Annotated in this window: 13 protein-coding genes; 6 read left to right on the top strand and 7 right to left on the bottom strand. The window is 74.4% G+C overall.

Annotated elements, in window-relative coordinates; all coding sequences use genetic code 11:
* Positions 1-11 precede the first annotated feature (11 nt).
* Positions 12-1,370: a DNA polymerase IV gene (locus tag M8316_RS02745; RefSeq protein ID WP_250051809.1), complete on the bottom strand. Its 1,359-nt coding sequence runs from the start codon at positions 1,368-1,370 to the stop codon at positions 12-14.
* A 156-nt stretch (positions 1,371-1,526) separates the two neighbouring features.
* Here M8316_RS02745 and M8316_RS02750 point away from each other — a divergent pair, with 156 nt between their 5' ends.
* Together M8316_RS02750 and M8316_RS02755 are read left to right on the top strand one after the other, a co-directional pair.
* Complete coding sequence (locus M8316_RS02750) at positions 1,527-2,528, top strand: DUF4192 domain-containing protein (protein ID WP_250051811.1); 1,002 nt, start codon at positions 1,527-1,529, stop codon at positions 2,526-2,528.
* A 48-nt stretch (positions 2,529-2,576) separates the two neighbouring features.
* Positions 2,577-4,046 carry a glutamate-cysteine ligase family protein gene (locus tag M8316_RS02755; protein WP_250051813.1) on the top strand — a complete coding sequence of 490 codons (1,470 nt, stop codon included), beginning with the start codon at positions 2,577-2,579 and terminating at the stop codon, positions 4,044-4,046.
* A gap of 26 nt (positions 4,047-4,072) precedes the next feature.
* On the opposite strand, the gene M8316_RS02760 is transcribed toward M8316_RS02755, so the two are convergent.
* Both M8316_RS02760 and M8316_RS02765 read right to left on the bottom strand, forming a co-directional pair.
* A complete protein-coding gene (locus tag M8316_RS02760; protein ID WP_250051814.1) occupies positions 4,073-4,549 on the bottom strand; it encodes a hypothetical protein in 477 nt (158 codons plus the stop codon).
* A gap of 68 nt (positions 4,550-4,617) precedes the next feature.
* Positions 4,618-6,189, bottom strand: a complete 1,572-nt coding sequence (locus M8316_RS02765) for a cation:proton antiporter domain-containing protein (RefSeq protein WP_250051816.1) — start codon at positions 6,187-6,189, stop codon at positions 4,618-4,620.
* 250 nt (positions 6,190-6,439) lie between these two features.
* Between M8316_RS02765 and M8316_RS02770 the strand changes: the two genes are divergently transcribed.
* Positions 6,440-6,841 carry a universal stress protein gene (locus M8316_RS02770; protein WP_250051818.1) on the top strand — a complete coding sequence of 134 codons (402 nt, stop codon included), beginning with the start codon at positions 6,440-6,442 and terminating at the stop codon, positions 6,839-6,841.
* A gap of 317 nt (positions 6,842-7,158) precedes the next feature.
* Here M8316_RS02770 and M8316_RS02775 read toward each other — a convergent pair whose 3' ends face one another.
* Entirely contained in the window at positions 7,159-7,992 is an 834-nt protein-coding gene (locus tag M8316_RS02775) for a helix-turn-helix domain-containing GNAT family N-acetyltransferase (protein WP_250051820.1), read from the bottom strand.
* 128 nt (positions 7,993-8,120) lie between these two features.
* Here M8316_RS02775 and M8316_RS02780 point away from each other — a divergent pair, with 128 nt between their 5' ends.
* Complete coding sequence (locus tag M8316_RS02780; RefSeq protein ID WP_250051822.1) at positions 8,121-9,470, top strand: NAD(P)-binding domain-containing protein; 1,350 nt, start codon at positions 8,121-8,123, stop codon at positions 9,468-9,470.
* Here M8316_RS02780 and M8316_RS02785 read toward each other — a convergent pair.
* The 3 genes from M8316_RS02785 to M8316_RS02795 all read right to left on the bottom strand — a co-directional run bounded on the left by M8316_RS02785 (position 9,457) and on the right by M8316_RS02795 (position 12,900).
* A complete protein-coding gene (locus M8316_RS02785) occupies positions 9,457-10,692 on the bottom strand; it encodes an AI-2E family transporter (protein ID WP_250051824.1) in 1,236 nt (411 codons plus the stop codon). The genes M8316_RS02780 and M8316_RS02785 overlap by 14 nt on opposite strands.
* 128 nt (positions 10,693-10,820) lie before the next feature.
* A complete protein-coding gene (locus M8316_RS02790; protein WP_250051825.1) occupies positions 10,821-11,876 on the bottom strand; it encodes a helix-turn-helix domain-containing protein in 1,056 nt (351 codons plus the stop codon).
* A 61-nt stretch (positions 11,877-11,937) separates the two neighbouring features.
* Complete coding sequence (locus M8316_RS02795) at positions 11,938-12,900, bottom strand: alpha/beta hydrolase (protein ID WP_250051826.1); 963 nt, start codon at positions 12,898-12,900, stop codon at positions 11,938-11,940.
* 186 nt (positions 12,901-13,086) lie between these two features.
* On the opposite strand from M8316_RS02795, the gene M8316_RS02800 reads away from it, so the two are divergent.
* Together M8316_RS02800 and M8316_RS02805 are read left to right on the top strand one after the other, a co-directional pair.
* On the top strand, positions 13,087-14,256 hold the full coding sequence (locus M8316_RS02800; protein WP_250051827.1) for a serine hydrolase domain-containing protein: 1,170 nt from the start codon (positions 13,087-13,089) through the stop codon (positions 14,254-14,256).
* Positions 14,257-14,378: 122 nt separating this feature from the next.
* A complete protein-coding gene (locus M8316_RS02805; RefSeq protein WP_250051828.1) occupies positions 14,379-16,112 on the top strand; it encodes an AMP-binding protein in 1,734 nt (577 codons plus the stop codon).
* Positions 16,113-16,216 lie beyond the last annotated feature (104 nt).

The raw sequence follows: 16,216 nt of genomic DNA on the forward strand, positions 1-16,216 counted from the left end.
CACCTGGTGCCTCAGGCCAGCGGGTCGTCGCCCTCCGGCACCTCGGGGGTCCACAGGCGCAGGTCCGGGTCCTCCAGCGAGAAGGAGCGCACCGGACCGGCGGGGGACTCGCGGGTCTCGAACCTGACGGTGACCACGCCGCGTCCGGCCCCCCACACCCAGCCGCGACCGTGCTCGACGTGCTCGACGTCCACCCCCGGGGCGAACGCGGAGCCCTGGCGGGCACGGGGTGGCTCGGGGAGGTCCTCGGCCTCGTCGTCCTCGGGCTCCTCGAGGCTGGAGAACAGGTCCTCCTGCACCCAGTCGGCCAGGCCGGAGACGCCGACGCCGAGGAGGCGCACGCCCCCGCGCAGCTGGACGCCGACGTCCGGGCCCGCGGCCAGCTCGGCGAGCAGCGCTCGGGCCAGGCGCGCGACGACGCCCGGGTCGTCGGTGGGCGAGGAGAGGGTGCTGGAGCGGGAGACGGTGGTGAAGTCGTGCAGCCGCACCTTGATGCTCACCGTGCGGCCCGAGGCTCCGGACTCCCGCAGCCGGCGGGCGACGTCGGCGGCCTGCCGGGTCAGCACCGCCTCCATCACGCGCACGTCGGAGAGGTCGCTGTCGTAGGTCGCCTCGACGCTGACGGACTTGGCCTCCCGCTCCGGCACCACCGGCCGGTCGTCACGGGCCCGGGCCAGCAGGTGCAGGCTGCCGCCGTGCGCCTTGCCGAGCAGGGAGACCAGCTCCTCCAGGGGCACCCGCTCCAGGTCGGCCACCGTGGTCACCCCGGCGCGGCGCAGCCGCTCGGCCGTGGCGGGCCCGACGCCCGGGATGACGGTGACGGCCATCGGGCGCAGCAGCTCGGTCTCGGTGCCGGGCGGCACGACCACCAGGCCGTCGGGCTTGTCGAGGTCGCTGGCGACCTTGGCGAGGAACTTGCTGCTGGCCAGGCCCACCGAGGAGGTCAGCCCGTCGGTGGCCTCGGTGACCCGCCGGCGCAGGCGCTCGGCCACGCCGGTCACGGTGTCGACCTCCAGGTCGGGCAGGTCCGCCGCGGCGAGGTCGACGAACGCCTCGTCCAGCGAGAGCGGCTCCACCAGCGGGCTCACCTCGCGCAGCGCGGCCATGACCTGACGGCTGGCCTCGCGGTAGGCCCCGAAACGCCCGGTCAGGAAGGCCGCGTGGGGGCACCGGCTGCGAGCCTCCCGCGTCGACATGGCCGAGCGGACCCCGTACCGGCGGGCCTCGTAGGAGGCGGTGGCGACGACGCCGCGGCCGCCCACGCCGCCCACGACGACGGGCTTGCCCCGCAGCGACGGCTTGTCCCGCTGCTCGACCGAGGCGAAGAACGCATCCAGGTCGAGGTGGAGGACGGAGGCGTGGGCGCGCACGGCGCGAGAACCTACTCCCAGGCGCCGACAGCCGACCCATCCTCGCCCTCGTGCACCCGGGCCACCCGGCGTCCACAGGCACCGGCCGCGACGACCTCCTCCACAGCCGCGGGAAGCAGCGCCCCACGGGCACCTGCGTGGGCCGAGGGTCGAGTCATGACACCTGCACCCCGCACCTCCGTCCCCCACCCCGGCCGACCGGCCCGCTACACCGCCCGCAGCCCCGAGGACCTCGTCGCCCTCGTGCCGGTGGTGCTCGGGTTCGAGCCCTCCGAGTCGGTCACGATGCTCACCTTCGGCGCGACCCGTCAGTTCCACGCGCGGGTCGACCTGCCACCCGTGGACGACCGCGGGGGCCACGCCCTGGCCGAGGTCGTCGACTCCCTGCTCGAGCCGTCGCTGCGCCACGGCGTGCGTCGCGTCGTCCTCGTGCTCCACGCCCGCCGACGACGTCAGGCCCGCCGCACCGCGGAGGCCCTGGAGCGGGCCTTCACCGCCGCCGGCATCGAGGTCGTGGAGGCGCTGCGGGTCGACGGCGGCGTCTGGTGGCCCGCCGCCGGGCCCGGCGCCACCGGCGACGGCACGCCGCTGCCGGACGGCCCCCACCCCTTCGCCGTGCGCAGTGTGGTGGAGGGGCGGGTCACGCACGGCTCGCGCGAGGACCTCGCGGCCACCCTCGCCCGGGACGAGGAGGCGACCGGTGCGGTGGAGCGGGCGCTCGGCCCCGCACCCGGGTCCGCGTGCGGGTCTGCGAACGGGGCGACCGCCCGCACGGCCGCGGCCGTCACCGACCTGCTGGACCGCCGGGTCCCGGGCAGCGCGGCCGCCTCCGACGCCGAGGTCGCCGGTCTCCTGCTGGCGCTCGAGGACGTCGACGCCCGGGACGCGGCCTGGATGCACATGCGTCGCGACACCGCCCCCGACCACGTCGGGTTCTGGACCGACGTGGTGCGGCGGGCGCCCGAGCCGCACGTGGCCGATGCGGCAGCGATGCTCGGGTTCGCGGCCTGGCTGGCCGGGCACGGAGCGCTGGCCTGGTGCGCGCTGGACCGGTGCCTGGAGGTCGAGCCCGACCACCCGATGGCGGTGCAGGTCTCGTTCCTCCTCGAGCACGCCGTGCCCCCGCACGACTGGGACCGGGTCAGCCGGGCCGGGTGAGTCGTCCTCCCGGGCGGGTGAGGAGCCGCACATCTAGGATCTCGGTCCATGGGCGAGGAGGTCGACGACCAGCAGTTCACCCGGGCCGACCGCACGGCGCACCGCGCCAAGGTGCGGCGCTGCCTGGACGTGCTGGCGAGGATGCTGCACGAGTCGGTCTTCGACACCGACGACCCGATGACGGGCCTGGAGCTGGAGCTCAACCTGGTCGACGCCGACGGGCGGCCGTCCCTGCACAACGAGGAGACGCTGGCCGACCTCGACGACGAGGACTTCACCACCGAGCTCGGGCGCTTCAACCTCGAGATCAACGTGCCCCCGGGCAGGCTGCGCGACGGTGGCCTGCGCGCCCTGGAGGAGGGCCTGCGCGAGCGGGTCGAGCGGGCGGACGACGCGGCCGGGCGTCGCGGGGACCGGATCGCCCTGGTCGGCATCCTGCCCACGCTCACGCCCCGGCACCTCGAGCCCGACATGATCACCGCGAACCCGCGGTACCGGCTGCTCTCGGACCAGATCCTCGACGCACGCGGCGAGGACATCACGATCGACATCGAGGGCACCGAGCGGCTGCAGACCTCGACGGACACGATCATGCCGGAGGCCGCCTGCACCTCGACCCAGTTCCACGTGCAGACCACCCCCTCACGCTTCGCCGCGGTCTGGAACGCCTCGCAGGCCATCGCCGGCGTCCAGCTGGCCGTCGGTGCCAACGCGCCCTACCTGCTGGGGCACGAGCTGTGGCGCGAGAGCCGCATCCCGCTGTTCGAGCAGGCCACCGACACCCGGTCGGCCGAGCTCAAGGCCCAGGGCGTCCGACCGCGCGTGTGGTTCGGCGAGCGGTGGATCACCTCGGTCTTCGACCTGTTCGAGGAGAACGTCCGCTACTTCCCCGCCTTGCTCCCCGTCGTCGAGGACGAGGACCCCGTGGCCGTGCTCGAGGCCGGCGGCACGCCGAGCCTGGCCGAGCTGCGGCTGCACAACGGCACCGTCTACCGGTGGAACCGCCCGGTCTACGACGTGGTGGACGACGTGCCGCACCTGCGGGTGGAGAACCGGGTGCTGGCCGCCGGCCCGACCGTCGTCGACACCGTGGCCAACGCCGCCTTCTACTTCGGCCTGGTGCGCGCACTGGCGTCCTCGCCCCGTCCGCTGTGGTCGCAGATGTCCTTCTCCGCGGCCGAGGAGAACTTCCGCATCGGTGCCCGCGACGGGATCGACGCCCAGGTCTACTGGCCGGGCGTCGGGCAGGTGGCGGCCACCGAGCTCGTGCTGCGACGGCTGCTGCCGCTGGCGCACGAGGGGCTGGCCTCGTGGGGCGTCGACCCCGCGGAGCGCGACCGGCTGCTCGGCATCATCGAGCAGCGCTGCCTGCTGGGCACCAACGGCGCCGAGTGGTTCGTGGGGAGGGTCCGTTCCCACTCCGACCTGGGGCGTGAGGAGGCGCTGCGCGTCGTGCTGGGGGAGTACCTCGAGCACCAGCGCTCGGGCGAGCCCGTCCACACCTGGGCCCAGCAGTGACCAGCAGGGGCACCCGGCACTGACGTCTAGCGTCGGCGCATCCGTTTCCACCGCCGCGTCGTGCCGCTGCGCGGGTCCCACCAGCCGCTGCGGGTGACGACCACGAACACCAGGCCTGAGCCCAGCTCGGCGGCCGCGGCGCGTGCGGCCGACAACCAGGCGGCGTCCGCGTCCTGCAGGTCCAGGGGTCCGGTGCGGGTCAGCCAGACCAGCGGCCGTGCATCGAGGTCCTGCCACGCGGCCAGGAGCAGCGTGACGAGCAGGTCGGTGCGCAGGGCGGCGTCGAGGTCGGTGCGGTCCGCCGCCAGCACGCGGACCCTGCCGCCGGGCAGCCCGACGTGCAGCCGCGCCGGCGGACGGCGGCGGCGCTCACCGGTGGCCAGGTCGTAGACGGCTCGTCGGAGCGCGGCGGTGGTGGCAGCGGACGGGCAGGACGGCAGGCCGCCGCCGTCCCCACCCAGGTCCCCCGCGACGAGGGGGACGTCAGATGGGGAGAGGGGCACGCCTGGAGTCTGCTCCGGTCGGGCCCGGGGCGCGACCGGCTCTCCACAGGGTGATGAGGAGCGGCGGCTCAGGCACCCGGAAGCGCGCGCACGGCACGGTCCGCGAGCTCCGCACCGGCTCCGTCGTAGAGTTGGAGGCCGGTGGCCGCACCGGCCCGGCGTGCGTGCTCGAGGTCGCTGTCCTGCTGGGCGACGACCGCGACGGTGCCCTCGTAGCCCGAGCCGCGCAGGTGGCTGAGCGCCTCGATGTTGTTGCCGTGGAAGGGCATGGCCAGCAGGACCACGGCCACGTCACCGGTGCGCACGCGGTCCCAGAACTCCGGGTCGGTGGCGTCTCCCTCCACGACGTCCAGGCCGTCGGCGCGCAGCTTCTCGGCCCGCTCGACCGAGTTCTCCACCCCGACCACCGAGAGCCCGTGCTCCCCGGCGAGCCGCTCGTAGGCGGAGCGGCCGACGCGCCCCATCCCGAGGACGACGGCCTGGTGGTGCCCGACGTCCACGGGCCGGTCGTCGGGGTGGAGGCGCTCGCTGGGGCGGTCGGGCATGAGCCGCGAGGTGACCCGGACGACCCACTCCGGGTGTCGCGTGACGGTGCCGAGCACGAAGCTCACCGCGATGGCGGTGGCGAGCACCCCGACCCACTCGGGCCCGAGCAGGCTCGCGGGCGCCGCGACGGCCACGATCAGCGCGAACTCCGAGTAGTTGGCCATCGCCGTCGCCGTGACCACGGAGGTGCGGCGGCGCAGCCCGGCCCACCACAGCAGCCAGGCCAGGGCGAGGCCGCGCAGGGGGATCAGCGCCACGAGGCCGAGGGCGATGAGCAGGTGGGGCAGGTCCGGGATGCCGGTGAACCCGATGGAGAGGAAGAACCCCACGAGGAAGAGGTCCTTGACCGAGAGCAGGCTCTTGGACAGGGCCTCGGATCCGGGGTGGCTGGCCAGCAGCATGCCGATCGCCAGCGCCCCCAGGTCGCCCTTGAGCCCGACGGCGTCGAACAGGGCGTACCCCGGGACCAGCGCGAGCACGACGCCGAAGAGCGGGCGCAGCTCGGCGTGGCCCAGACGGTCCAGGACCCGACGCAGGACCAGGCTCCCGGGCAGCAGGAGCAGCACCAGCAGCGCCTCCGGCCCGGGCAACGACCCGTGCGAGGCGGTGAGGAAGACGACGGCCGCCAGGTCCTGGAGGACCAGGATGCCGATGGCGGTGCGGCCGGCCAGCGAGCGCGAGCCGGACTGCTCCTCGAGCACCTTCACGACGAAGACGGTGCTGGCGAAGGACAGCGAGAACCCGACGAGGATCGCGGTGCGCCAGTCCGTGCCGCCGACGATCGCCCAGCCCGTGAGGCCGAGCGCGACGAGGACGAGGGCGACGAGCGCCGTCGTGAGCACCATGTGCAGGGCCCCGACCCCGAGCACCTCGCGCCGCACGAGGGTGCGGACGTTGACCTTGAGGCCCACCGAGAACAGCAGCAGCGTGACGCCGAGGTCGGCGGCCAGCGAGACCACCGGCACCTCCGGCACACCCAGCCCGTGGAGCACGAAGCCGGCGGCGAGGAAGCCGAGCAGCGGCGGCAGACGCAGGGCCGTGGCCGTCAGGCCGCCCGCGAGCGCGGCCAGCAGGGTGATGCTCGTCGGGTCCACGGTGCTGCTCCGTCCGTCTCCAAGGGCGTGGCGGGTGCTGGGCCGCATTCTGGCAGGCCGAGCGCCGCCGTGGGGCCGGGACAGGGTCGGCGTGACACGCCGCGCGACGTGCGGGTGGCCAAGGCCCCGAGACGGGTGGTGCGGAGTTCGGTAGCGTCGGCGCTGCCGGTGCAGGAGCCGGCGTCCGCGCTCGGGGTCGCCCGGGCGCACGCGTCCCTGGCGGAGGCCGGGGCCGAGGCGGGAGGTCGACATGAGCACGGTCGTGGTGGGTTACGTCCCCAAGCCGGAGGGCGAGGCAGCGCTTCGCGCAGCGGTGTCGGAGGCGAAGCGCCGCGAGGTCACGCTGGTCGTCGTGGACTCCCACCGCGGTGGTCGCGACTTCGACAGCGACGCGGCGGACGACGCCGAGGCCTCGCTGACCACGGTCAAGGCGCTGCTGGAGGAGTCCGGCGTCGACTACGAGATCCGCCAGCTGGTGCGTGGCTACGAGCCGTCCGAGGACCTGCTCTCCATCGCGGAGGCCAGCGACGCCGAGCTGCTGGTCATCGGGCTGCGTCGACGCTCGCCGGTCGGCAAGCTGATCCTCGGCAGCAACGCGCAGCGGGTGCTGTTGGACGCCCACTGCCCGGTCCTCGCGGTCAAGGGCAGCTGAGCACCGTCACGGTGTGGGCCGCCCGGTCCACCACCCGGCTCCGCATGCGGAACAGGTGTCAGCCGAGACGTCCTGCGTGACGCCTGTGGGCGGAGTCATGCCTGCTGAGCAAGCCACGTCCAGACCGCGCGCCCCGGAGCAGGCGTTCTCTCACAGGATTCCTGTGAATCCTCGACGAGGCGGGACTTCGGGCCCCTAGGGTCGGCTGCGGCCGGTACCCCTGGCGCTCTGCGCCCCCGGTCCACCACCGCCGTCTCGCCGCCCTGGATACTGTCCCGTCCGGGCGGCGTGACGGCGGCCCCAGCGCGCGGCGCGTCTCAGTCCTCGCGGCGCCGCTCGAGCAGCACCGTGTCGCGCCAGACCCCGTCCAGGGTGGCGATGCGCGAGCGCACCGCGAGGGTCTCGTAGCCGGCGGCGTGGTGCAGCGCGATGCTGGCTCGGTTCTCGGGAAAGATCGAGGTCTGCAGCGTCCACAGCCCGCCGGCGTCGGCCTCGGTGACCTGGCGGTGCACCAGTGCCTTGCCCACGCCCCGGCCGCGGGCCTCCTCGGCCACGTAGACGGACGTCTCGCCGACCCCGGCGTAGCAGGCCCGGGCCGAGACGGGGGAGACCGCCGTCCAGCCGACCAGGCGACGCTCACCGTCCGCGTCCGCCTCCGCCACCCACCGGTGCCCCTCGACCCACTTGTGCCGCAGCGCGTCGACCTCGGGCACCTCGGTCTCGAAGGTGGCGTTGCGCGTGGCGATGCCCTGCGCGTAGATCTCCCGGACGCGGGGGAGGTCCGCGTCGGTCATGGCCCGGGTGCTCACGTCGACCGGCAGGTCGGCCGGGCAGCAGGGACGGGTGGCGAGTGCGCCCATCACCACGTCCGCGGCGTGCGGCAGACCGGTGCAGCAGGTCTCGTCGACGGCCACCACCGTGGAGGTGCCGACCTTCTCCAGGCTCACGAAGCCGACCTCGGCGAGACGCTTGACGTGGTGGGACACCGTCGGCTGGCTGATGCCGAGCCGGGTCGCGAGGTCGCCCACGCGGGTCGCGCCGGTTGGCGCCGAGGCGACCGCGTGCAGCAGCCGCACCCGCGTCGGGTCCGCGAGCACGGCGAACCAGGACGCGTAGGTCTCGGCCGCGGCGGGCTCCAGCGTCTGGCTCATGGCGGCACGGTACGTGATCCATTGACGACTGTCGATCATTGACGGACGTCGATGAATCTGCCACGGTGGGCGCATTCATCGATCGGCATCAATCAATGATCGTTCGAGTCCCGTTCCAGGAGGACACCGTGCTCCCCACGCATCAGCTCCCGCTCGTCGTCGTCGGCGCGGGCCCCATCGGTCTGGCCGCGGCGGCGCACGCCATCGAGCGCGGTCTGCCCACCGTCGTCCTGGAGCAGGGGGAGGTGGGCGAGGCAGTGCTCGGCTGGGGCCACGTGCGGCTGTTCTCGCCCTGGTCGGAGCTGGTCGACGCGGCGGCCCGCCGCCTGCTCGAGGCCGCGGGCTGGGCTGCGCCGGACCCCGACGCCGTGCCCGACGGGCGCGGCTGGGTGCGGGAGTACCTCGCGCCGCTCGCCCGGGTGCTGGTGGACGCCGGCGTCGACCTGCGCACGGGGGCCCGGGTGGAGGGCGTCGCCCGCGAGGGGCGGGACCTGCTGGTCGCCGGTGGCCGGGAGGACGTCCCGTTCGCCGTGCACCTCGTCACCGGGGCCGGGCACGAGGAGACGCTGCGCGCGGCCGCGGTCGTGGACTGCTCCGGCACCGCCGGTCGGCCCAACCCGCTGGGCGCCGACGGCTGGCCCGTGCCCGGCGAGCGGGCGCACGCGGACGCCGTCACCTACGCCGTGCCCGACGTCGAGGACCCGGCCGTGGTCGCCCGGCTCGCCGGCGCGCACGTCGTGGTCGCGGGCGCCGGCGCCTCCGCACAGAACGCCCTCGTGGCCCTCGGCCGTCTGGCCACGGCCCACCCCGGCAGCCGGGTCACCTGGCTGCTGCGTCGGGGTGACACCGCGCGGGCCTTCGGTGGCGGGGAGGCGGACGAGCTGGAGAACCGCGGACGTCTCGGCGAGGCGGCGCGGTCGGTGGCCGGGTCCGAGGTCGTCACGACCGTCACCGGGTTCCGCACCGCCGCCCTCGAGCAGGCCGACGACGGTCGGCTGAGCCTGGTCTCCCTCGACGGCGCCCGCGTCGGCGACGTCGACCACGTCGTGGCCGTCACCGGCTTCCGGCCCGACCACTCCTGGCTGGAGCAGGTGCACCTCGACCTCGACCCCGAGCTCGGCTGCCCGCGCGGGCTGGCCGAGGAGATCCACCCCGCCCACCACTCCTGCGGCACCGTGGCCCCGCACGGCGCGGCGATGCTGCGCCAGCCCGAGGGCGCGCTGTACCTGGCCGGGATGAAGTCCTACGGCTGCGCGCCCAGCTTCCTCGCGCTGACCGGGTTCGAGCAGGTCCGGTCCATCGTCGCCGAGGTCGCGGGCGACCACGAGGCCGCCGCGTCCGTCGAGCTCGTGCTGCCCGAGACCGGCGTGTGCGGCGCGGCACCCGCGTTCGACGGTGCGCCCGCCGCGTTCTGCTGCGCGCCGTCGGTGCCGGCGGGGGAGCCCGACCTGGTGCAGCTGGGGGCTACGCGGGGCTGACCTGCTGCGTGTCCTCGGCAGTGTCGTCGGGTCCGTCGTCGCCGTCGGCCGCGTCGGTGTGCACGGTCTCCCCGGCGGCCAGCCGGGCCTGCTCGACGAGGTAGCGGGAGAGCACGCCGAGGACGGCGGCGGTCGGGACGGCGAGGAACGCCCCGGCCACGCCGAACAGGCTGCTGCCCAGCGTCACCGAGAGGAGGACGACGCCCGCGTGCAGCCGCAGGCTCCGCCCCTGGAGCCAGGGGGAGAGCAGGTTGCCCTCGACGTTCTGGACGAGCACGACGAGCCCGATCACGAGCAGCGCCGTGATCGGCCCCTGGTCGACCAGCGCGACCAGCACGGCCACGGCGCCGGCCGCCACCGCACCGACCACGGGCACGAACGCCGCCAGGAACGTGAGCAGTGCCAGCGGCAGGACCAGCGGCACCCCCAGCAGCACCAGGCCGATCGCGATGAAGACCGCGTCGAGGAAGCCGACGACCGCCTGGGCGCGGATGAACCCGCCGAGGGTGTCCCACGAGCGGCCCAGCACCTCGGTGACGTGGGGGCCGGTGCGCGGGCCCAGCAGACCGCCGAGCCAGGGCAGGAACCGCTCGCCGTCCTTGACGAAGAGGAACGCCAGCACCAACGTCAGCAGCCCGGTGACCAGGCCCGAGGTCACCGCGTTGACGCCGGTGAGGACGCCGGTGGCGATGCTGCCGGAGCTGGACCGGACGCGGGAGACCATCTCGTCGACGGCGGAGTCGATGTCGGACTGGTCGATGCCGATGCCGGCGTTGACCGCGACCTCCTGCAGCTGGCGCAGGCCCCCGGTGATGCTGCTGCCCAGCTCGCTGCCCTGCGAGACGACCGAGGGGAGCACCGCCGCCACCACACCACCGAGCGCACCCAGCCCCACCACGAGCACGGTCGCCGCGGCGAGGGCCGAGGGGAAGTGGAGCCGCTGCTGGAGGAACCGGGCCGGAGGCGCCAGCACGGTGGCGACGATCAGGCCGAGCAGGATGGGGAAGACCGCCGGCCACAGGAGACCGACGACCCACAGCGTGGCGGCGACGCCGAGGCCGATGATCAGCCACCGTAGGGTCCACGACGACGCCCACCGGATGCCCTGGCCGATGGCCGCCTCGTAGGTCGGGAGCCCGTCAGCCACGGTATCCGCGCAGGGATCAGCGGACGGCCGCTCGGGGGTGCGCTCGGGGGTGTGCTCGGGGGTCTGCTCGGGCAACGCGGGGCTCCTGGTGCGGCGGGGAGTCCCGGTCCCGGGACGCGCGTCAACCTAGTGACCGCGACCGGGGGTGTGCACCGCCCGAGCGGACGAGGCGGGGCCGGCGCCCCCCAGGGCCAGGCAGGGTCTCAGCGAGGCGCGGGCAGGTCCAGCACCGTGGAGTGACGCAGCCGGTGACCCAGGTAGGCCATGCCGAGCCGCGCGCGGCCGAAGCCGCCCAGCGGGTCGTAGCCGAGCAGGTCGCTGATGGTGGTCAGCCGAGCGCCGAGGGTGCTGTGGTGCACGCCGGCCAGCCTGGCCGCCTCACGCACCGACTGGGTCCGCACCAGGGCGTCGACCGTGGGCAGCCCCCAGGGCTGCTCGGCGACCCGCGCCATGCCCTCGAGGTCGGGCTGGTGGCTGTCCTCGCCGCTGTCGGCGAGCAGCGCGACGAGGCCGCCGTAGGTGTCGGCGTCCACGAGGGGCTCCTCGGGCGGTCGGGCCAGCCGCAGCGCGACCATCGCGACCCGGAACGAGTCGTGCAGGCGCTCGAGAGGGGCAGCGGGGCCGAGGCCGCACGGGCTGGCCTCGAAGGGCTCGTGGCTCTCGGGCAGCACGACGGCGTGGATGGGCCCGTGCCGGGTCGGGAGCACGTCCTCGGGGCCGGCCGGGTGCTGCGTCCAGACCGCGAACAGCGGAGCGGCGGCCACGCGGTAGCGCGCGTGGGTGGTCAGACCGAGCGCCTCGCCGGCGGCGACCCTGTCCTCCACGTCGGCCTGGCGATCGGTCAGCACGCCGAGGTGGCGGCGGTGGTCGAGGTCGCGGCGGTCCAGCCCGTGCCGGAGCCGCACCGCGAGCCCGAGACGCTCCAGGATCATGCTGTCGTTGGGCAGGGGGTCGCCCTCGCGCTCGAGCCACACCTCCAGGCCCGCGGCCGGGTGGGCGCTGCTCAGGTGGGGCGGCGGGTCGCCGTCCAGCAGGTTCCCGCGGGGGTCCACCCGCACGACCCGCGCGCTCCGCTCGGTGCCGGAGGCACGGACGTCCACCCGGGACCCGGCGGGGCAGCCGGCCAAGGACGCGGCCGCCGCGAGGAGCCCGCGGGTGTTGACGTTGCCGACGACGAGCTCGTCGAAGCACGCGATGACGCGCAGCCCCAGGCTGGCGCTGGCGTCCAGCCGGCTGATCCGGCCCAGCAGCTCCTGCACGTCTACCTCCGCCCACTCGTCTCGGCGCTCATCCGTCGGCCCCTCATCAGTCGGCCCGTCATCAGTCGGCCAGCACCTTCTCGACCCACCCGTTGCGGGCGCCGATCATGGCCCGGCCGACGGAGGTGTGCGGGGCGAAGATGTCGCACGCGTGGAAGGCGCCGCCCCACACGTGCAGCTCCGCGTCGCCGCCGGCCTGCCAGAGGCGGTCGGCGTAGGCGATGGCCTCGTCGCGGAAGATCTCGGCGGCTCCGACGTCGACGAAGGCGGGCGGCAGGTCGGAGAGGTCCAGGGCGCGAGCGGGGACCGCGTACGGGGAGACACCGTCGCCGCCTCGAGCGGTGCCGAGCAACGCGTCCCAGCCGGTCTCGTTGCTCACCCTGTCCCAGACCCCCACGCCGTCGAACTGGTGGGTGGAGGCGGTGTGCAGACGGTCGTCCAGCATCGGGTAGTCGAGCACCTGGCCGACCAGTCGCGGGCCACCCCGGTCTCGGGCCGCGAGCGCCAGGCCCGCCGCGATGCCGCCGCCCGCGCTGGCGCCGGCCACCAGCAGCCGGTCGAGCCGCACTCCCAGGTCGCCCGCCCGCGACGCGAGCCACTCCAGCGCGGCGTAGCAGTCCTCGCGGGGGTAGGGCTCGGGGTGCTCGGGGGCGAGGCGGTACTCGACGGTCACGAGGACGACGCCGAGCCGCTCCACCCAGTCGAGCACCAGGTCGAGGCCGCTGAAGCGGTCGCCGAACATCAGCCCGCCGGAGTGCGCGTACAGCACACCGGGCCGTGGAGTGGTGACGCCGGCGGGGCGCAGCACGGACACGACGACCTCGCCGCCGGCGTGCCCGGACAGCACGTGGTCGGCCCGCTCGATCGCCCGCCCTGCCAGCACCTGCTCCGGCGGCGCCGACGCGTAGGAGACCCGCATGAACGCGATCAGGTCGGGGGTGATGGTCGGCGGGAACATGCCGCCGACGACGGCGAGCCCGGCCCTGAGCTCGGGGTCGAAGTCGGGTCGGGCGGTTCCTGTCACCGGCGCAGGGTAAGCCCGGTCACACCCTGCTGACGAGAGATCTGCCGCCTCGGCGCCGGGCGCCGTCCCGTCACCCGCCATGTGGCGGGTGTCACATCGCCAACTGCGTCGCGGCGTCGGTTCCCGCGTGACGACGACGGCGACAGCCTGAGGCCCTCACCGTCCAGTCTTCCTCAGGAGGCATCCATGACCAGGTCCATCGACTCCCAGGCACTCGACGCGATCCTCGCCGAGGCGGTCGCCTCCGGCGCGGTGCCGCACGTGGCGGCGATCGTCGGCGACGCCGACGGCACCCTGTACGAGGGCGGGGCCGGCGCACCCGTCGCGGGGCAGGACGGCGGCACGGTCGGTGCGTCCACGCCGTTCCGGATCATGTCGATGACGAAGATGATCGCCACCACCGCCGCGCTGCAGCAGGTCGAGAAGGGTCTGCTCGACCTGGACGCCCCTGTCACCGACTACTGCCCGGAGTTCAAGGAGGTGCAGGTCCTCGAGGGCTGGGACGGCGACACCCCCGTGCTCGTCGAGCCCCGCACGCCGGCGACGGTGCGCCACCTCGTCACCCACACCAGCGGTCTCGGCTACTGGTTCTGGAGCGAGGACCTGGTGAGGTTCGAGGCCGCCACCGGCGTCCCCAACGTCGTGCCCGGCTCCGCGGAGGCGTTCAAGGCGCCGATGGTCGCCCACCCCGGCGAGACCTTCACCTACGGCATCAACACCGACTGGCTCGGCAAGGTCGTCGAGTCGGTCGCGGGCACCACCCTCGACGTCGTCATCGGCGAGAACGTCACAGGCCCGCTCGGCATGGGCGACACGACCTTCCACCTCTCCGAGGTCCGGCAGGACGACCTCGCGATGGTGCACGTGCCCGGGGAGGAGGGCTGGGTCTCGGCCGGCGGCATCCTCAACGAGCACCCGGACTGGTGGGCCGGCGGCCACGGCCTCTACTCCACTCCTCGCGACTACCTGCGCTTCCAGCGGGCCCTGCTGCGCGGAGGTGAGCTGGACGGCACCCGCATCCTCTCGGAGCAGATGGTCGACCAGGCCTTCTCGCACCAGCTGGGCGACCTCTCCTTCCCGGAGGAGATCCCCACGGCGGACCCGCCGATCACCAGCACCCTGCGCGTCGGCCCGGGCTGGACCTGGGGCTACGGCCTCCTCATCAACAACCACGACGTGCCCGGCGGCCGGCGTGCGGGCACGGGCGCCTGGGCCGGGCTGTTCAACACCCACTTCTTCATCGACCGCACCACCGGGGTCGCGGCCTCGATCTACACGAACTCCCTGCCGTTCGTGACCGAGGACGCGTGGAAGCTCTACGGCGCCGTCGAGCAGGCGGTGTACGCGGCGCTCTGAGCCCAGGAGGTTCGTCGGCTCACCGCCGGTACCGGTCGCACCCGTCCCGGTACCGGCGGTGAGCGAGGTCTAGAGTCCGCGGGCGTCCGCGGGTCCCGAGCCGCGGGCTCGAGGAGGACCCCATGACCGACGCGCTGACCCACGCGACTGACGCGACCGACGCCTTCCGCGCCGCGCGCGACCTGCTGCTCGACCTGCGCGAGGACCACGCGGCCGCGCTCGAGCGGTTCACGTTCCCGGACGTGGGGGAGCGCTGGTGCTGGGCCATCGACTGGTTCGACGCCACGGCCCGTGGCAACGACGCCGAGGCTCTGGTGGTGCTGCACGAGGACGGCTCGCGCGAGGCGTTGACCTACGACGAGCTGGCCCAGGCCTCCGACCGGACCGCCCGCTGGCTCGCCGGCCACGGGATCGGCCGCGGCGACGCGGTGATGATCATGCTCGGCAACCAGGTCGAGCTGTGGACCACGATGCTCGGCGCCATGAAGCTGGGCGCCGTCGTGGTGCCGACGGCGATGGCGGCGGGGTCGGCGGAGCTGTCCGACCGGCTCGACCGGGCCGGGGTGCGTGCCGTGGTGACCACCCCGGAGGACGCGGAGAAGGCCGACGTGCTGCCGGAGGCGGCCTCCCTGCTGCGCGTCGTGGCCGGGCAGCGTGACGGCTGGCTGTCGCTGTCCGACGCGGACGCCTGCGAGGCCGGTGCGCTCGAGCACCCCGGCACCGCCCCGTCCGACCCCCTGCTCCTCTACTTCACCTCGGGCACGACCTCGCGGCCGAAGCTGGTGCAGCACACCCAGGTCAGCTACCCGGTCGGGCACCTGACCACCATGTTCTGGCTCGGCCTGCTGCCGAGCGACCGGCACCTCAACATCTCCTCGCCCGGGTGGGCCAAGCACGCGTGGTCGTCCTTCTTCGCGCCGTTCAACGCCGGCGCCACCGCCGTGGTGCTCGCCTACGCGCGCTTCGACGCCTCCCGCCTCGTCGCCCGCCTGGAGGAGGAGCGGGTGACGACGCTGTGCGCCCCGCCCACGGTGTGGCGGATGCTCATCCACGCCGACCTCGGCGCCAAGCCCGCTGCCCTGCGTGAGGTCGTGGGCGCCGGCGAGCCGCTCAACCCCGAGGTGATCGGGCAGGTCGAGCGCATGTGGGGCGTGCGGGTGCGCGACGGCTACGGCCAGACCGAGACCACCGCCCAGATCGCCAACACCCCCGGCTCGGTGCTCAAGCCGGGCTCGATGGGCCGTCCGCTGCCCGGCGTGCCCGTGGTGCTGGTCGACGAGCGCACCGGTGCACTCGTGGAGGGCGTCGGCGAGGGCGAGCTGTGCCTGGACCTCTCAGCCTCGCCCCTGCCGCTGATGACGGGCTACCAGGGTGATGCCGAGCGGCAGGCCGAGGCCACGGCCGGCGGCTGGTACCACACCGGCGACGTGGCGACCCGCGACGAGGACGGCTACCTCACCTACGTCGGGCGCACGGACGACGTGTTCAAGGCCTCCGACTACAAGATCAGCCCCTTCGAGCTGGAGAGCGTGCTCATCGAGCACCCGGCGGTCTCCGAGGCGGCGGTCGTGCCGGCGCCGGACCCGCTGCGCCTGGCCGTCCCGAAGGCCTACGTGGCGCTGGCCCCCGGCTACGAGCCGACCGCCGAGACCGCGCGCGACGTGCTCCGGCACGCCCGCGAGAACCTCGCGCCCTACCTGCGGGTGCGGCGGCTGGAGTTCTTCGACCTGCCCAAGACGATCTCCGGCAAGATCCGCCGGGTCGAGCTGCGTGGGCGGGAGGAGCAGCTGGCGGAGGCCTCCATCAGCACCGAGTTCCGCGACTCCGACTTCCCGGAGCTGCGCGGGTCCCGCTGAGGGCCGCTGTCGCCCAGGGCTCAGGCCGGGAGCGCCCCGGGTGGTCTCACGGTGGGCGAGTCGGGGGCCGCGCGTGCCGGGGGTGGAGCGGGGGCCCGGCCGTC

It is taken from the genome of Nocardioides bruguierae (assembly GCF_023554635.1).
In the GTDB taxonomy this organism is placed as follows: domain Bacteria; phylum Actinomycetota; class Actinomycetes; order Propionibacteriales; family Nocardioidaceae; genus Nocardioides; species Nocardioides bruguierae.